The following is a 15,493-nucleotide window of genomic DNA, read 5'->3' on the forward strand; positions in this document are numbered from 1 at the left end:
TTAAATGACTGCCTTTAAGCCGTTTTCTCCCTTCGCCACGCATTGTGCTGCAACTCGCATTTCTAACATCTCATTAACCACAAAAATGAAACGCTGTTTTATAAATTAGAGATATCACGCCATTTTCTTTGTGATTTTGCCATCCACCAGAAAGTCATTGCGAAATCACGAAGGTTTGCACGCTTAAGCCGCTCTACTTTCAATCCAATCCGAGCAAGTTGTACGGAGTGATGAGGGATGTGTTTACCGACTAATTCAAGGAGAACCTGCCATGCGCTCTCGTAAGATTGGCCTGGGCCATTATCTGGCCTATGGGTCCGGGGATTTCCTCGGTGCAGGCACCACGGCGTTAACCGCCGCCTGGCTGCTCTACTTTTACACCACCTTTTGTGGGCTCTCGCCGATTCAGGCGACCTTCATTTTTGCTGCCGCTCGCGTGCTGGATGCGGTAGTGAGCCCACTGATGGGATTTCTGACCGACAACTTTGGTTCGACCTGGCTCGGCAAGCGCTTTGGCCGCCGCAAATTTTTCATTCTGCTCGGCATCCCGTGCGTGTTCAGCTACAGCCTGATGTGGGTTGGCGACATGAGTTTCTGGTGGTATCTGCTGACTTATCTGCTGTTCGATATGGTCTACACCATGATTCTGGTGCCCTACGAAACGCTGGTGCCGGAGATGACCGATGATTTCAAACAGAAAACCCGCTTCTCTGGCGCGCGTATTGGGTTGGCGCAGCTGTCGGCCATTCTGGCGGCGTTCCTGCCAGGCGTGCTGATTGGCTGGTTTGGCAAAGATAATCCGATCTCCTTCTTCTACGCCAGCCTGGTGTTCTCAGTGATTTGTGCGCTGGTGTTAACGCTGGTGTGGCTGTTTACCTGGGAGCGCGATCCCAACGATTTCTCTGCTGAATCACGCCGCGCAGAGCAGGAAAAATCACAGCTGACCTTGCTGCAGAGCCTGAAACGCCTCTACACCGAGCTGGCCTCAACGCTGCGCATTCGTATTTTCCGCCAGCATCTGGGTATGTATCTCGGCGGCTATATCGCGCAGGACGTGTTTAACGCGGTGTTTACCTGGTATGTGGTGTTTGTGCTGATGCAAAGCGCGCAGATCGCCTCCAACCTGATGGGCACCATGGCGGTGATGCAGTTTATTGCGGTGATGGCGATGATTCCGCTGTGTATCCGCCTTGGACCTGCGCCGGCGTATCGTATGGTGGTGGTGCTGTTTGGTCTGAGCGCCCTTTCCTACGCCGGATTGTGGTACACCGGCATGAACGACAACTTCGCCCTGCTGGTACTGATTTCAGGCCTTGCTGGTCTTGGTCGCGGTGGCATCAACTATGTGCCGTGGAATACTTACACCTACATCGCTGACGTCGATGAAGTGATTACCGGTCAACGTCGCGAAGGCATTTTTGCCGGCATCATGACGCTGACGCGCAAAGCCTCACAAGCGGGTGCGGTGATGTTCGTCGGTATCGTGTTGCAGCTGGCGGGCTTCTCCTCCGGCAAGGCCACACAAGTCCCGGCTGTCGGCCATACCATTCTGGCGATCCTCAGCGTGGGCACACTTTGCGTGCTGGCCTGCGGCTTCATTATTTCGCTGCGCTTCAAACTCAACCTGCAAACCCACACGGTGTTGCGCGAAGAGACATTGAAAATGCGCGAAGCCGGACGCGTGGTGCCGGAACGCATTACGCCGCAAGCGCGTGAAGTGGTCGAAATGCTGGCGGGTATGCCGTATGAAAATCTGTGGGGCAATAACAACGTCGGGTATCTCAACCGTCATAAGCCTGCCGCACCGCCGCTGCCGACTCAGCCACGAACTTTACCTTCTCTCTCTACCCTGATTAACGATAGGAATGAACCATGACTGTATTTCCTGTGAAGCACAGCGCGTTACTGCGTCAGCCTGAATATCTGTTGCCACGTAGTGAGCTGGTGCAGTTGATTCAGCGGCTAACCCATAATCTGGTGAATATTACCGATCACAGCGGCGAGTTTTTGCTGCGCCTCGATGATGGCCGCGTGATCGATACCAAAGGCTGGGCCGGTTGGGAGTGGACACACGGCATCGGCCTGTACGGCATGCTGCACTACTATCAGCAAACCGGCGATCAAGAGACGCTAAAGATTATCGATGACTGGTTCAGTACGCGGCTGGCGGAAGGTACGCCAACCAAGAACGTCAATACCGTTTGTCCGTTCCTGACGCTGGCGTATCGCTATGAAGAGACGCGAAATGCCGCGTGGCGGCCGGTGCTGGAGCGTTGGGCAGAATGGGTGATGTATGAGATGCCGCGTACCGAGCAAGGCGGCCTGCAGCACATCGTCTACAACAACGAAAACACTCAGCAGCTGTGGGATGACACCTTGATGATGAGCGTGATGGCGCTGGCGAAGATTGGTCAGCTGCTGGATCGTCCGGAGTTTGTCGAAGAAGCTAGCTATCAGTTCCTGATTCATACCCAATATTTAATGGATCGCCAAACCGGTTTGTGGTTCCACGGCTGGACGTTCGAGGGACGGCACAACTTCGCCAACGCACGTTGGGCGCGCGGCAACAGCTGGCTGACTATCGTTATTCCTGATTTCCTCGAGATGATGAACTGGCCGGAACAGCATGCCACGCGGCGTTTCCTGCAGCAGGTGCTGGAGAGCCAGGTGAAGGCGCTGAGCACCTGTCAGCACAGCAGCGGTTTGTGGCACACCTTGCTCGACGATCCCAACAGCTATCCCGAAGCCTCCGCCACCGCCGGTTTCGCCTACGGCATTCTTAAAGCGGTGCGCAAACATTATCTTTCGCCCGCGTATTTGCCGCTGGCGGAGAAAGCATTGCGTGGCGTGATCGGTAATATCGATGAGGATGGGGAATTGAAGCAGGTGTCGTTCGGAACGGCGATGGGTAGCGATCTGGAGTATTACCGTCAGATACCGCTCACCTCGATGCCGTATGGTCAGGCGATGGCGCTGCTGTGTTTGACAGAGTATTTGCGAGTTTATTTATAAATAAAAAATGCCCTCATTTGAGGGCATTTTTACGCACCGAAAGTGAAGTGCGATGAAGCGGCGGCAGAGGAGTAAAGCGTCCCAAGCCAGGGATGGCTTGGGCCGAGCCCCAGGGATGGTTTATGGCGTCTTTACGATCTGACGCCGCTTCATCGCACCGGCTCTGCCTGCCCTTTATCGTTACATGCTGCGGATATAATCATCCATTTCAGTTTTCAGGTTATCGGACTTGGTGCCGAAGATCGCCTGAACGCCTGAACCTGCTACCACCACACCACGTGCGCCTAGGCTTTTCAGTTCAGCCTGATCAACCTTGCCGACATCTGCCACGCTCACACGCAGACGAGTGATACAGGCATCAAGGTTAGTGATGTTCTCTTTACCACCAAACGCGGTAACCAGTTTGCCAGCCATTTCGCTGCCGGTTGCGCTGCTCTGCTCCATCGCGGTGTCCTCACGGCCAGGGGTTTTCAGATTCAGTTTCACAATCAGGAAACGGAACACGGTGTAGTAAATCAGGCCGTAGATGATACCCACAATCGGGAACAGCCAGATTTTACTGCTGTTACCGCTCAGCACGATAAAGTCGATCAGACCGTGTGAGAAGCTGGTGCCATCACGCATACCCAGCAAGATACAGATTGGGAAGGCCAGGCCCGCCAGAATCGCGTGGATCACATACAGAATCGGCGCCACGAACATGAAAGCGAACTCGATTGGCTCGGTAATACCGGTCAGGAACGAGGTCAGCGCGGCTGAGATCATGATGCCGCCCACTTTGGCGCGGTTTTCTGGTTTAGCGGTATGCCAAATCGCAATCGCTGCTGCTGGCAGACCGTACATTTTGAACAGGAAGCCGCCTGACAGTTTGCCTGCGGTTGGATCGCCCGCCATGTAACGTGGGATATCACCGTGGAACACCTGACCTGCGGCATTGGTGAATTCACCAATCTGCATCTGGAATGGTACGTTCCAGATATGATGCAGACCAAACGGTACCAGCGAACGCTCAATCAGACCGTAAAGTCCAAAGGCGACGACTGGGTTTTGGTACGCAGCCCACTGTGAGAAGTCCTGAATCGCGGTACCGATTGGCGGCCAAATGAATGACAGCACCACACCGGTGAAAATCGCGGCCAGACCGGAGATGATCGGCACAAAGCGCTTGCCGGCAAAGAAGCCGAGATACTCAGGCAGTTTGATGCGGTAGAAGCGGTTAAACATATACGCCGCAATGGAACCGGCGATGATCCCGCCGAGCACACCGGTATCGGCAAGATGCTTGGCCTCGATTTCTCCGGCAGGCATATGCAGTACCAGTGGTGCAACCACCGCCATGGTTTTCACCATGATGCCGTAAGCAACCACGGCCGCCAGCGCGGACACGCCGTCGTTATTGGTAAAGCCAAGTGCCACACCGATCGCAAAGATCAGCGGCATATTGGCAAACACCGAACCACCCGCTTCGGCCATGACGTGGGAAACCACTTCCGGCAGCCAGCTGAAGTTTGCTGAACCAACACCTAACAAAATACCGGCAATCGGCAGAACCGATACCGGCAACATCAGCGATTTACCTACTTTCTGCAGGTTCGCAAATGCGTTCTTGAACATAGAAACTCCTGAGTATGAGTGCAATTTTTTGCGCAGTGCGCATGGCTTAGGGGGAGGATCCTTCGCCGGAGTGACGCTGAGCGTCTTTTGATTTATTACGAAGAGTAAAATAAATCGCTAATTGTTAAATTGACGGCCATCACATTTCGCTAAGAGCGGCCCCTTCCTTTCAGTCATTTCTGACTGACTTGCGCTAATAAACAGCAATAAATCACTGCCTGCGTCCAGTCAGACGCAGTGCAGTTGGGTGATTTTTGATTAATTACAGCGTTTGAAATAAAGCGGTTAGCCGCCGAGACGACTCATCGGGATGTGGAACAGGCGGGAGAAGTTTTCAGTGGTGGCAGCGGCGAGGGTTTCGATATCCACGCCTTTTAATACCGCCATGTAATCCGCCACATCACGCGTAAACGCCGGCTGATTCTCTTTACCACGGTGCGGTACCGGCGCCAGATACGGCGAATCGGTTTCTACCAGCATGCGATCAAGCGGCACATAGCGCGCCGCATCGCGGATCTGTTCGGCATTTCGGAAAGTCAGAATGCCGGAGAAGGAGATATAGAAACCGAGATCCAGCAGTTTGGCTGCGGTTTCTTTATCTTCGGTAAAACAGTGCAGCACGCCACCGCATTTCTCAACCTGCTCTTCGCGCAGAATTGCCAGCGTGTCTTCACGCGCATCACGCGTGTGCACAATGATCGGTTTATTCAGTGCGATACCGGTTCGAATGTGCTCACGAAACGAGGCTTGCTGCTGCGCTTTGGTTTCCTGCTGATAGAAGTAATCCAGCCCGGTTTCACCCAGCGCTACCACGCGATCCTCGGCGGCCAGACGGCGGAACTCTTCGACGTCATACGGCGCTTCCTGGTTCAGCGGATGCACGCCACAAGCCAGCGCGACGTTTTCACGATCGCCCACCAGCTGTTTGATTTTGTAGTAATCCGTCAAGGTGGTGGCAATTGCCAGCATAAACTTCACATCACGCGCCGCCGCTTTGGCGATGACATCATCCAGATCGCGATGGTGTTTTTCATAATCGAGGCCATCGAGATGGCAGTGGGAATCGACAATAAACATAGAGCTCTCTTTTCGCTTAGCCGACCGTTGCCGGAGCCAGTAAACGTCCCCAGGCGAGTAAACGATCGGTCAACATTAATTCACGGTTGAGCGCGGCGACATGTAACAGCTGTTCGCGGCACTGCATCCATTGCTGCGCGCTGCTGTTGAGCGCACTGCTATTCATTCTTTGCGCCAACTGCGTGACCACATCTGGACGATCGCCGTTGCTCAGCCACTGACTGGCGCCCTGCTGCACTTTCATCGCATCCACCAGCAGCGAAATCAGCCAGCTGAGGCGTTCGGCCACATCTTCACTGTTCAGCGCGGGTAACAGCTGCAGCACATCGCCGTTTAGCGCTTTGATCAGCGTTTCGCACAGCGTTTCACGCGCCTGCCAGCGCTCGGGCTGCAGCAGCGTCAAGGCGGCGGCGGGTGCGCCATTACTCAAACGTAAGGCGGCGCGCAGCTTCTCTTCCGGCTGCGGTTGCTGCTTCTGCAACCATTGCAGGCTATGTGCCTCTTCTGGCGGCGACAGATGCCACGTCATGCAGCGACTGCGCAGCGTCGCCAGCAGGCGCGAAGGTTCGCGCACGCTGAGGAAAAACCAGCAATTCGCCGGCGGCTCTTCCAGCGTTTTCAGTAATGCGTTGGCGGCGGCTTCCGTCAGCTGCGCGGCATCGGGCAACCAAACGATCTTTGCGCCGCCCTGCTGCGCGAAGTGATACAGCTTTTCAGTGACGTCGCGCACCGCATCAATACCCAGCGAGGATTTCCCCTTTTCGGCTTCCAGGCGATACCAATCGGGATGCGTATGCGCCTGCATTAACTGGCAGCCGTGGCAGTGGCCACAGCTCTTCAATCCTTCCGGCTGCAAACACATCAACCAACGGCTTACGCCCCAGATCAACGCATCGTCACCCATGCCTTCAATGGCCTGCACCAGCAAGGCGTGATGAGCCTGGCCGCTTTGATGGCGGGCGATAATTTGTCGATAAGGCTGATTCAGCCACGGATACCAGTTCATGCGGATTGGCCTGCAAGCCAGCTACGCAAGGTGCCTTGAAGTGACGATGTCACGTCTGCAATATTTTGCGTCGCATCAATAGTTAGAATTGAGGGATCCTGAGCGGCCAAAGCCAGATAGCGTTCACGCGTGCGCTCGAAGAATCGCAACGACTCTTGCTCAATACGATCCAACTCGCCACGTGCGCGGGCGCGTTGCAGGCCAATTTCTGGCGTTACGTCGAGATAGAGTGTGAGATCGGGACGGAAATCGCCCAGCACCGCATCGCGCAGCGTGGTCATCAGCTGCGTATCCAGACCTCGACCGCCGCCTTGATAGGCTTGTGAAGAGAGATCGTGACGATCGCCCACCACCCAGGCACCGCGTGCCAGCGCCGGTTTGATCACGTTCTCTACCAGCTGCACGCGTGCCGCGTACAGCATCAGCAGCTCGGCTTTATCGGTCACCTGCTCGCCATCAATGCCCTGCTTGACCAACACTCGCAGTTGTTCTGCCAGCGGCGTACCGCCCGGCTCGCGCGTGAAGACGACATCATTAATGCCGTGCTCATGCAGCACGGCAACCAGCGCATCACGCGCGGTGGTTTTGCCTGCACCTTCCAGGCCTTCAATGACGATAAACTTACTTTTCATTTTTTTCCTTCATTGCCAGCCGGTAAACCTGCACCGCTTTATTGTGGCTGGCCAGATTGGTGGTAAAGGTGTGCCCACCTTTGCCGTCCGCGACAAAATAGAGGTAATTGGTTTTTTCCGGATGCGCAGCCGCTTCCAGTGAAGCACGGCCCGGCATCGCAATCGGACCCGGCGGCAAACCGCTAATGGTGTAGGTGTTATAGTCGGTTGGCGTTTCCAGATTTTTACGGGTTAGCGTGCCGGTGTAGCTGTCGCCCATACCGTAAATCACCGTGGGATCGGTTTGCAGTTTCATCCCGGTACGCAGGCGATTGATAAACACCGACGCCACGCGTGCACGCTCTTCGCTCACGCCAGTCTCTTTCTCAATGATCGACGCCATGGTGACCATGTCCTGCTCTTTCTTGTAAGGCAGATTCTCCATGCGTCCCTGCCAAATCTCATCGACCAGCTTGTTCATGCGCGCATGGGCACGTTCCAGCAGCGCCACATCGCTGGTATTGGCGGTGTAGAGATACGTATCAGGATAGAAGCTGCCTTCCAGTTGGCCCACGTCGAGTTTGAGCGCAGCGGCAACGGTGGCAAATTGATCGTCGGTCAGCGTGTGTTTCAGGTATGGCGCTTTGCGTAGCTCGGCTAACCACTCGGTAAGACGCGAACCTTCAATAAAACGCACCGGGAATTGCGCTTCTTTACCGCTTGCCAGCAATTGCAGCAACTGTCGCACCGTCATGCCGGTTTCCAGGCGATAGGTACCGGCCTTAAAACGCGCCAGTTCCGGTTCCAGTTTCAGCAATGGCCCAAACCAGATGCTTTGCGGAATGATGTGCTGGCTTTCGAGTTGCGCTTCCAGTACTACACGGCCGCTGCCAGCCGGCAAGGTGTAAATGGTTTCCTGCTGCAGTGTTAAGGGCGTATCGGCTAAACGTTCAATCTGCCAATAGCTAAAGGCGGCGGCGAGTCCTGCGACTACCACAACGCCTGCGAGAATTTTCTTCATTCGAGTCATGATGCTTCCATCGTCGGGCAACTGGCGCGCAGTTGCTGATACAGCGATCGTGCGCTAAACGAAACGTCGTCAATTTGTCGCACGGGTAAAACGGGCATCAGGGCGTTACATATCACCACTTCATCAGCGTTCAACACGTCGTCCCTGCTGCCATCGATCAGCTGACAAGTCTGGCCATTCGCGGCCATCTGCGCCATCAGATAACGACGCATAATGCCATCCACGCCAGCCTGCTCAAGCTGCGGCGTAAAGACGTTGTTGCCTTTGCGCCAGAATAAATTGGCCGCACAGCATTCCACCACCGTCCCGTTAGTGTCAAGCACCAGCGCCTCGTCGCCGCCCGTCTGGTCAAGATGCTGGCGAATCAGCACCTGCTCAAGCCGATTCAGGTGCTTTACGCCGGCCAGCAATGGATTGCGTGCCAGTCGCATTGGGCTGGTATGCAGCACAGCGCCCTGCTGTTGCAGCGTGGCGTAATGCTGTGGCCACGGCGAAAGTGAAAGGATGCGCGTCGGTGTTTGGCAGCCTGCGCGGCTATAACCGCGTCCGCCAGCGCCCGGTGTCAAAATCACCTTGAGCACTGCCTGCGTTTGTTGCGCAGCGGCGTGATGCATTTCTGCGGCGAGTTGAGCTAAATCAGGCGCATCCATCAATAACCGTGCGCAGCCCTCTTTCAGCCGCTGCAGATGCGCATCCAGCATAACAATATGGCCGTTGATCACTGCAGCAGTGGTAAAACAGCCATCGCCAAATTGCACTGCGCGATCGCGTGCTGAAAGCTCGGTTTGCGGTATGCCGTTTATCCACATGTTGGCCGCCTTGATTACCACGGTAGAATATATAAAAAAGGCCCGCATTGCGGGCCTCTGTACGGCTGAGGAGCGATTAAACCTTGCGGAAGATCAGCGAGCCGTTAGTGCCGCCAAATCCAAAGGAGTTACACAAGGTGTACTCCAGTCCGCTGACCTGGCGCGCCGTATGCGGCACGAAGTCCAGATCGCAACCTTCGTCAGGATTGTCGAGGTTGATGGTTGGTGGAATCGCCTGGTCGCGCAGCGCAAGAATCGAATAAATCGCTTCTACCGCGCCCGCAGCACCCAACAGGTGGCCAGTCATCGACTTGGTGGAACTGACCATCACACTGTGGGCCGCCGCACCAAATACCGATTTCACCGCCTGCGCTTCCGCTTTGTCACCGGCTGGCGTCGAGGTGCCGTGCGCGTTGACATAACCAATCTGCTCAGCGTTCAGCTGCGCGTCACGCAGCGCGTTAACCATCGCTGCTGCTGCACCTGAACCGTCTTCCGGAGGTGACGTCATGTGGTAAGCATCGCTGCTCATGCCGAAACCAATGATCTCAGCATAAATCTTCGCACCACGTTTCTTCGCGTGTTCGTACTCTTCCAGTACGATAATGCCAGCACCGTCACCCAACACGAAACCGTCACGATCTTTATCCCACGGACGGCTTGCCGCCTGAGGATTGTCATTACGCGTGGAGAGCGCACGAGCAGCACCGAAACCACCGACACCTAATGGCGTACTGGCTTTCTCCGCACCACCTGCCAACATCACATCAGCATCGTTATACGCAATGATACGCGCCGCATGACCAATGTTGTGGACACCGGACGTACAGGCAGTTGCGATAGAGATGCTTGGACCTTTCAGGCCGTACATGATGGTGAGGTGACCTGCAACCATGTTGACGATGGTAGAAGGCACGAAGAATGGGCTGATTTTGCGCGGTCCACCGTTGACCAGCGAGCTGTGGTTATCTTCGATTAAACCCAGTCCGCCAATACCAGAACCGATTGCCGCACCAATGCGACCAGCATTCTCATCGGTTACGACCAGACCGGAGTCTGCCATAGCCTGAATGCCTGCAACGATGCCGTATTGGATGAAGTCATCCATCTTGCGCTGATCTTTGCGCGAGATGAAATCATCGCAATTAAAATCTCTTACTAAGCCCGCAAAACGCGTTGCATAGGCACTAGTATCAAAATGGTCGATCAGGCTAATGCCGCTCTGACCGGCAAGGAGAGCACTCCAGGTAGACTCTACGGTATTGCCGACAGGAGACAACATGCCAAGACCAGTCACAACTACACGACGCTTAGACACGCACGTCCTCCAGGGAGGGAAAAAATAACGCTATGTGGGGCATACATAAAACTCAGGCGGTCGAGGTGACCGCCTGAAGATATTCATTAGTCGTGTTTATGACTATTGATGTAATCGATCGCTGCCTGAACGGTAGTGATTTTCTCAGCTTCTTCGTCTGGAATTTCAGTATCAAACTCTTCTTCCAGAGCCATTACCAGCTCAACGGTGTCAAGAGAATCTGCACCAAGGTCTTCAACGAAAGAAGCAGTGTTAATCACTTCGTCTTCTTTAACACCCAGCTGCTCAGCTACGATTTTCTTAACGCGTTGTTCGATATCGCTCATACTATTTAATTTCCTATCAAAACTCGCTTTCGCGATGGTTTTCGTAGTGTATAAAATGTTGAAAAAGATGCAACAAAATCCCGGCTGGTCGAACCACGATTTTGCGTTATTCTGCGGTGTTTGCCGCAGATAAAGCAAATGTTTTCGTGATTATCAGACCATGTACATGCCGCCATTGACATGAAGCGTCTCACCCGTGATGTAGGCTGCTTCGTCAGAGGCTAAGAATGCAACAGCATTGGCAATTTCCTGCGGGTCACCTAAGCGACCTGCTGGAACTTCTGCCAAAATACCCGAACGTTGATCTTCGTTCAGTGCACGCGTCATGTCCGTCTCAATAAAGCCCGGAGCCACGACGTTTACAGTAATGCCACGTGACGCAATTTCTCGCGCCAGTGATTTGCTAAAGCCAATCAAACCTGCTTTTGCTGCCGCATAGTTTGCCTGACCCGCGTTACCCATGGTTCCAACTACAGAACCGATGGTAATGATACGGCCCACGCGTTTTTTCATCATGGCACGCATAACCGCCTTAGAAAGACGGAAGACAGATGTCAGGTTGGTATCAAGGATATCCGCCCACTCATCGTCTTTCATGCGCATCAACAGATTGTCACGCGTAATGCCTGCATTATTGACTAAAATGTCCACTTCGCCAAATTCGGCGCGAACTTGCTCGAGGACGCTCTCAATTGAGGCGGCATCAGTGACGTTCAGCAGCAGGCCTTTGCCCTTGTCGCCGAGGTAAGCACTGATTGCTTCCGCACCGCTTGCACTGGTGGCGGTTCCCACCACTTTGGCACCGCGCGCAGCCAGCGTTTCCGCAATGGCGCGACCAATTCCACGGCTTGCACCGGTAACCAGCGCTACTTTACCTTCAAAGCTCATGTTTTTCCTCTTATTCCTGTGAAAGTGCAGCACTCAGTGAAGCAGAATCGTTCACCGCAGCAGCACTCAGGCTATCCACAATACGTTTGGTCAGACCGGTCAGGACTTTACCTGGACCGACTTCCAGCAATTGCTCAACGCCCTGCGCAGCAATAAACTCGACCGATTCAGTCCAGCGCACCGGGCTATACAGCTGACGGACCAGCGCACTACGGATCGCAGCAGCTTCAGTTTCACACTTCACGTCGACGTTGTTCACCACTGGTACCGAAGGTGCATTGAAGGTGATCGCTTCGAGCGCCACCGCCAATTTATCGGCCGCAGGTTTCATCAAAGCACAGTGCGATGGCACGCTAACTGGCAGCGGCAGTGCACGTTTGGCACCAGCAGCCTTACAGGCTGCACCCGCACGCTCAACCGCTTCTTTGTTGCCAGCGATAACCACCTGGCCCGGCGAGTTGAAGTTAACGGGTGAAACCACCTGGCCTTGAGCGCTCTCTTCGCAGGCTTTACGGATGGATGCGTCATCCAGACCGATAATCGCCTGCATCGCGCCAGTACCTTCCGGTACCGCTTCCTGCATCAGTTTGCCGCGCAGCTCAACCAGTTTAATGGCGTCAGCGAAATTCAGCACACCGGCACATACCAGCGCCGAGTATTCACCGAGGCTGTGGCCGGCCATCATGGTTGGCTGCACCGCATTTTTGCTCTGCAATACGCGATAGATAGCAACAGAAGCCGCCAGCAGCGCAGGCTGCGTCTGCCAGGTTTTATTCAATTCTTCAGCCGGTCCCTGCTGGACCAGCTGCCATAAGTCATAACCCAGCGCATCAGAAGCTTCACGGAAAGTGGCTTCAACCTGCGGGTTTTCAGCAGCCAGCTCGGCTAACATGCCGACGGTCTGCGATCCCTGTCCTGGGAAAACATAAGCAAATTGCGTCATCTTTCGTTCCTGTCAATCAAAAGCGAACCAGCGCAGAACCCCAGGTGAAACCACCACCGAAGGCTTCCAGCAGAATCAGTTGTCCCGGCTTGATACGGCCATCGCGCACCGCTTCGTCCAGAGCACTTGGCACTGACGCGGCCGAGGTATTACCGTGACGATCCAGCGTGACGACAACTTTATCCATGCCCATGCCGAGCTTTTTGGCGGTTGCGCTAATAATGCGCAGGTTCGCCTGATGCGGCACCAGCCAGTCGAGCATTTCACGATCAAGATTGTTGGCTTGCAGAGTTTCATCAACAATGTGTGCCAGTTCAGTCACGGCCACTTTGAAGACTTCATTGCCCGCCATCGTCAGATAAGCAGGCTCGTCCTGATGGGCACGATCCTGATACGGCAGCGTCAGCAGTTTGCTGTAACGGCCGTCGGCGTGCAGATGGGTAGAAAGGATGCCTGGCTCTTCGCTCTGGCTCAGTACCACCGCGCCCGCGCCATCACCAAACAGAATGATAGTGCCACGATCATTAGGATCGAGCGTACGTGCCAGCACGTCTGCACCGATCACCAGCGCATGTTTTACCACACCATTTTTGATGTATTGATCGGCAACGCTCAGTGCATAGGTGAAGCCCGCACAGGCAGCGGCCAAATCGAAGGCAGCGCAATCATTGATCTCCAGCATTTGCTGGATCATGCACGCTGAACTAGGGAAGGCATGGCTGGAAGAGGTGGTTGCCACAATGATCAGGCCAACGTCGCTCGCATTCACACCCGCCATTTCCAGCGCGCGCTGTGCTGCGGTGAAGCCCATAGTAGCAACGGTTTCTTCCGGAGCGGCAATACGGCGCTCACGGATGCCGGTACGGGTGACAATCCACTCGTCCGTCGTCTCGACCATTTTTTCCAGATCCGCATTGGAGCGAATCTGCTCAGGCAAATAGCTGCCCGTACCGATAATTTTGGTAAACATCTACGCTTTGTCACTCCTGGCTAATACAGTGTCAAGGCGCGCAGCAATCCTCTCTGGGACTTGCTTTCGCACCGTCTGCTCTGCCTGCTCTATCGCCACGGCAAATGCACGTTGATTCGCCGCACCGTGGCTTTTGATCACTGTCCCGCGCAACCCTAACAGACAAGCGCCATTGTACTGGTCGGGGTTGAGATGGCCGAAACGCTTTGCCAGACGCTTTTGAATCCAGCGCCCCAACAATGTTAGCCACCAGGCCCGTTTTTTTCCTTCCTCTGACGATTTGATCAGAGAGAGGAACATTCTTACCACGCCTTCCATGGTCTTCAACGTGACGTTACCAACGAAGCCATCACAAACCAGCACATCCGTCTTGCCGGTGAGGAGATCGTTCCCCTCAAGGTATCCAATATAGTTGATTTGCGGTGACGCTCGCAGCACCGCAGATGCGGCGCGGATTGTTTCTAATCCTTTGGTCTCTTCCTGACCAATATTCAGCAGCGCCACACGCGGCTGGGCGATCTCCAGCACTTCTTCGGCCATTACAGCGCCCATGATCGCAAACTGCACCAGCATGGCGCTGTCAGACTCCACGTTAGCGCCAAGATCAAGCACCACCGTTTTGCCATGCTGCTGATGCGGCAACACCGTCATCAACGCCGGACGCTCAATACCATCCAGCGGCTTTAATAACATTTTCGCCAGCCCCATCAGCGCACCGGTATTTCCCGCACTGACACAGGCTTGTGCTTTCCCCTCTTTCACCAACTCTAACGCCACACGCATTGAACTGCCGCGGCTGTTACGAATCGCCTGAGAAGGTTTGGCATCACTTGCAATAACCGATTCGGCAGGAATAACCTGCACACGCCTCTGTAACGAGGAATCCGCTTTGGCAAGAAATGACGAGATGATGTCGGGATCGCCGACCAGAAGAAGAACCAGCTCCGAATGAGAGGCCAGTGCCTGCAAGGCTGCAGGCACTGTCACGCAAGGACCGAAGTCCCCGCCCATGGCATCAACTGCCAGGGTCAAACGTGTCAAGGTATCGCCTTGTGTAATCGCGAGGATTACTTGGTGATAACCTTGCGACCGCGGTAGTAACCATCCGCAGTGATATGGTGACGCAGATGAGTTTCGCCAGAAACTTTATCTACTGACAGAGCAGCAGTGGTCAGAGCATCGTGTGAACGACGCATACCACGCTTAGAACGGGTTGGTTTATTCTGTTGTACGGCCATGGACCTTACTCCTATTACTTACGCTTTAAACTGGCTAATACGGCAAAGGGATTTGGTTTTTCTGCCTCTGGAGGCAGTTGACCAAACACCATGTCCGCGTCGGACACTTCACAGTGTTCAGAATCATGCACCGGAACCACGGGCAGCGCGAGGATGAGCTCATCTTCGATCACTGCCAGCAAGTCGATCTCACCAAAATCATTGACATCAACTGGCTCGTAGGCTTCCGGTAGTGCCTCGGCCTGCTCATCAGAAGAGACAGGACTGAAGCAATAGCTTACGTGAACATGACGTGGAAACGACTGGTTGCAGCGTTGACATGACAGAGTCACCTGCACTTCAGCTGTTCCTTGCAGAACGGCGAGGCGCTGGTTATCAACCGCAAACGACATATCGCATTCAACTTCACTGTCCACACTCACGACCGTTTCGGCCAAGCGCGCCACCAATTCAGGTGCATAAACACCATGATAATCAAGGCGTTTTTGCGCGGCGCGGACCGGATCGAGCGTCAGGGGTAATTTTACCTTTTGCATAGGGCGCGCATATTAACTTTGTAACGTCATAGAGTCAAAGAAAAAGGCCGGTTTACGGCATCTTTCACCCGTTAGTCGCATCCAGTGCGGCGCATAGTTTAAAATGACTGTCATC

At 54.4% G+C, this 15,493-nt stretch carries 16 protein-coding genes; 2 read left to right on the forward strand and 14 right to left on the reverse strand.

The genetic code is table 11. The features are described from left to right. The first annotated feature begins 271 nt into the window (after positions 1–271). A complete protein-coding gene (locus BM323_RS01880) occupies positions 272–1,876 on the forward strand; it encodes an MFS transporter (RefSeq protein ID WP_008103045.1) in 1,605 nt (534 codons plus the stop codon). After that, entirely contained in the window at positions 1,873–3,012 is a 1,140-nt protein-coding gene (locus BM323_RS01885) for a beta-galactosidase BglB (RefSeq protein ID WP_008103047.1), read from the forward strand. Before BM323_RS01880 ends, BM323_RS01885 begins: the two co-directional genes overlap by 4 nt. Positions 3,013–3,192: 180 nt before the next feature. On the opposite strand, the gene ptsG is transcribed toward BM323_RS01885, so the two are convergent. The 14 genes from ptsG to yceD form a co-directional block, all read right to left on the reverse strand. Further along, positions 3,193–4,626 carry a PTS glucose transporter subunit IIBC gene (gene ptsG, locus BM323_RS01890; RefSeq protein WP_008103049.1) on the reverse strand — a complete coding sequence of 478 codons (1,434 nt, stop codon included), beginning with the start codon at positions 4,624–4,626 and terminating at the stop codon, positions 3,193–3,195. 285 nt (positions 4,627–4,911) lie between these two features. Next, the gene (locus BM323_RS01895; RefSeq protein WP_008103052.1) at positions 4,912–5,703 is read right to left on the reverse strand and encodes a metal-dependent hydrolase; all 792 of its coding nucleotides are present in this window, start codon (positions 5,701–5,703) and stop codon (positions 4,912–4,914) included. A gap of 16 nt (positions 5,704–5,719) precedes the next feature. Then, complete coding sequence (gene holB / locus BM323_RS01900; RefSeq protein WP_008103053.1) at positions 5,720–6,709, reverse strand: DNA polymerase III subunit delta'; 990 nt, start codon at positions 6,707–6,709, stop codon at positions 5,720–5,722. Beyond that, positions 6,706–7,341, reverse strand: a complete 636-nt coding sequence (gene tmk, locus BM323_RS01905) for a dTMP kinase (RefSeq protein WP_008103055.1) — start codon at positions 7,339–7,341, stop codon at positions 6,706–6,708. Before tmk ends, holB begins: the two co-directional genes overlap by 4 nt. Continuing rightward, on the reverse strand, positions 7,331–8,350 hold the full coding sequence (mltG, locus tag BM323_RS01910) for an endolytic transglycosylase MltG (protein ID WP_008103057.1): 1,020 nt from the start codon (positions 8,348–8,350) through the stop codon (positions 7,331–7,333). The genes tmk and mltG overlap by 11 nt, the downstream gene beginning before the upstream one ends. Next, positions 8,347–9,159, reverse strand: a complete 813-nt coding sequence (gene pabC / locus BM323_RS01915) for an aminodeoxychorismate lyase (protein WP_036648037.1) — start codon at positions 9,157–9,159, stop codon at positions 8,347–8,349. Before pabC ends, mltG begins: the two co-directional genes overlap by 4 nt. Positions 9,160–9,235: 76 nt before the next feature. Further along, the gene (gene fabF, locus BM323_RS01920; RefSeq protein WP_008103061.1) at positions 9,236–10,477 is read right to left on the reverse strand and encodes a beta-ketoacyl-ACP synthase II; all 1,242 of its coding nucleotides are present in this window, start codon (positions 10,475–10,477) and stop codon (positions 9,236–9,238) included. An 86-nt stretch (positions 10,478–10,563) separates the two neighbouring features. Then, positions 10,564–10,803 carry an acyl carrier protein gene (acpP, locus tag BM323_RS01925; RefSeq protein ID WP_008103063.1) on the reverse strand — a complete coding sequence of 80 codons (240 nt, stop codon included), beginning with the start codon at positions 10,801–10,803 and terminating at the stop codon, positions 10,564–10,566. A gap of 153 nt (positions 10,804–10,956) precedes the next feature. Next, a complete protein-coding gene (gene fabG, locus BM323_RS01930; RefSeq protein ID WP_007885776.1) occupies positions 10,957–11,691 on the reverse strand; it encodes a 3-oxoacyl-ACP reductase FabG in 735 nt (244 codons plus the stop codon). A 10-nt stretch (positions 11,692–11,701) separates the two neighbouring features. Then, the gene (fabD, locus tag BM323_RS01935) at positions 11,702–12,634 is read right to left on the reverse strand and encodes an ACP S-malonyltransferase (RefSeq protein ID WP_008103064.1); all 933 of its coding nucleotides are present in this window, start codon (positions 12,632–12,634) and stop codon (positions 11,702–11,704) included. Positions 12,635–12,650: 16 nt separating this feature from the next. Continuing rightward, positions 12,651–13,604: a beta-ketoacyl-ACP synthase III gene (locus BM323_RS01940; RefSeq protein ID WP_008103066.1), complete on the reverse strand. Its 954-nt coding sequence runs from the start codon at positions 13,602–13,604 to the stop codon at positions 12,651–12,653. Next, positions 13,605–14,645, reverse strand: a complete 1,041-nt coding sequence (gene plsX / locus BM323_RS01945; RefSeq protein ID WP_008103068.1) for a phosphate acyltransferase PlsX — start codon at positions 14,643–14,645, stop codon at positions 13,605–13,607. Between the two features lie 26 nt (positions 14,646–14,671). Next, positions 14,672–14,842, reverse strand: a complete 171-nt coding sequence (gene rpmF, locus BM323_RS01950; RefSeq protein WP_007885783.1) for a 50S ribosomal protein L32 — start codon at positions 14,840–14,842, stop codon at positions 14,672–14,674. Between the two features lie 14 nt (positions 14,843–14,856). Further along, positions 14,857–15,378 carry a 23S rRNA accumulation protein YceD gene (gene yceD, locus BM323_RS01955; RefSeq protein WP_007885785.1) on the reverse strand — a complete coding sequence of 174 codons (522 nt, stop codon included), beginning with the start codon at positions 15,376–15,378 and terminating at the stop codon, positions 14,857–14,859. Positions 15,379–15,493: the final 115 nt, after the last annotated feature.

This window comes from Pantoea sp. YR525 (assembly GCF_900116775.1).
GTDB classification, from domain to species: Bacteria; Pseudomonadota; Gammaproteobacteria; order Enterobacterales; family Enterobacteriaceae; genus Pantoea; species Pantoea symbiotica.

Coding starts and splice junctions, on each gene's coding strand:
- acpP (WP_008103063.1), bottom strand. CDS start 10,803: ATGAGCGATATCGAACAACGCGTTAAGAAAATCGTAGCTGAGCAGCTG.
- rpmF (WP_007885783.1), bottom strand. CDS start 14,842: ATGGCCGTACAACAGAATAAACCAACCCGTTCTAAGCGTGGTATGCGT.
- mltG (WP_008103057.1), bottom strand. CDS start 8,350: ATGACTCGAATGAAGAAAATTCTCGCAGGCGTTGTGGTAGTCGCAGGA.
- BM323_RS01895 (WP_008103052.1), bottom strand. CDS start 5,703: ATGTTTATTGTCGATTCCCACTGCCATCTCGATGGCCTCGATTATGAA.
- ptsG (WP_008103049.1), bottom strand. CDS start 4,626: ATGTTCAAGAACGCATTTGCGAACCTGCAGAAAGTAGGTAAATCGCTG.
- BM323_RS01880 (WP_008103045.1), top strand. CDS start 272: ATGCGCTCTCGTAAGATTGGCCTGGGCCATTATCTGGCCTATGGGTCC.
- BM323_RS01885 (WP_008103047.1), top strand. CDS start 1,873: ATGACTGTATTTCCTGTGAAGCACAGCGCGTTACTGCGTCAGCCTGAA.
- yceD (WP_007885785.1), bottom strand. CDS start 15,378: ATGCAAAAGGTAAAATTACCCCTGACGCTCGATCCGGTCCGCGCCGCG.
- fabD (WP_008103064.1), bottom strand. CDS start 12,634: ATGACGCAATTTGCTTATGTTTTCCCAGGACAGGGATCGCAGACCGTC.
- fabG (WP_007885776.1), bottom strand. CDS start 11,691: ATGAGCTTTGAAGGTAAAGTAGCGCTGGTTACCGGTGCAAGCCGTGGA.
- tmk (WP_008103055.1), bottom strand. CDS start 7,341: ATGAAAAGTAAGTTTATCGTCATTGAAGGCCTGGAAGGTGCAGGCAAA.
- pabC (WP_036648037.1), bottom strand. CDS start 9,159: ATGTGGATAAACGGCATACCGCAAACCGAGCTTTCAGCACGCGATCGC.
- holB (WP_008103053.1), bottom strand. CDS start 6,709: ATGAACTGGTATCCGTGGCTGAATCAGCCTTATCGACAAATTATCGCC.
- BM323_RS01940 (WP_008103066.1), bottom strand. CDS start 13,604: ATGTTTACCAAAATTATCGGTACGGGCAGCTATTTGCCTGAGCAGATT.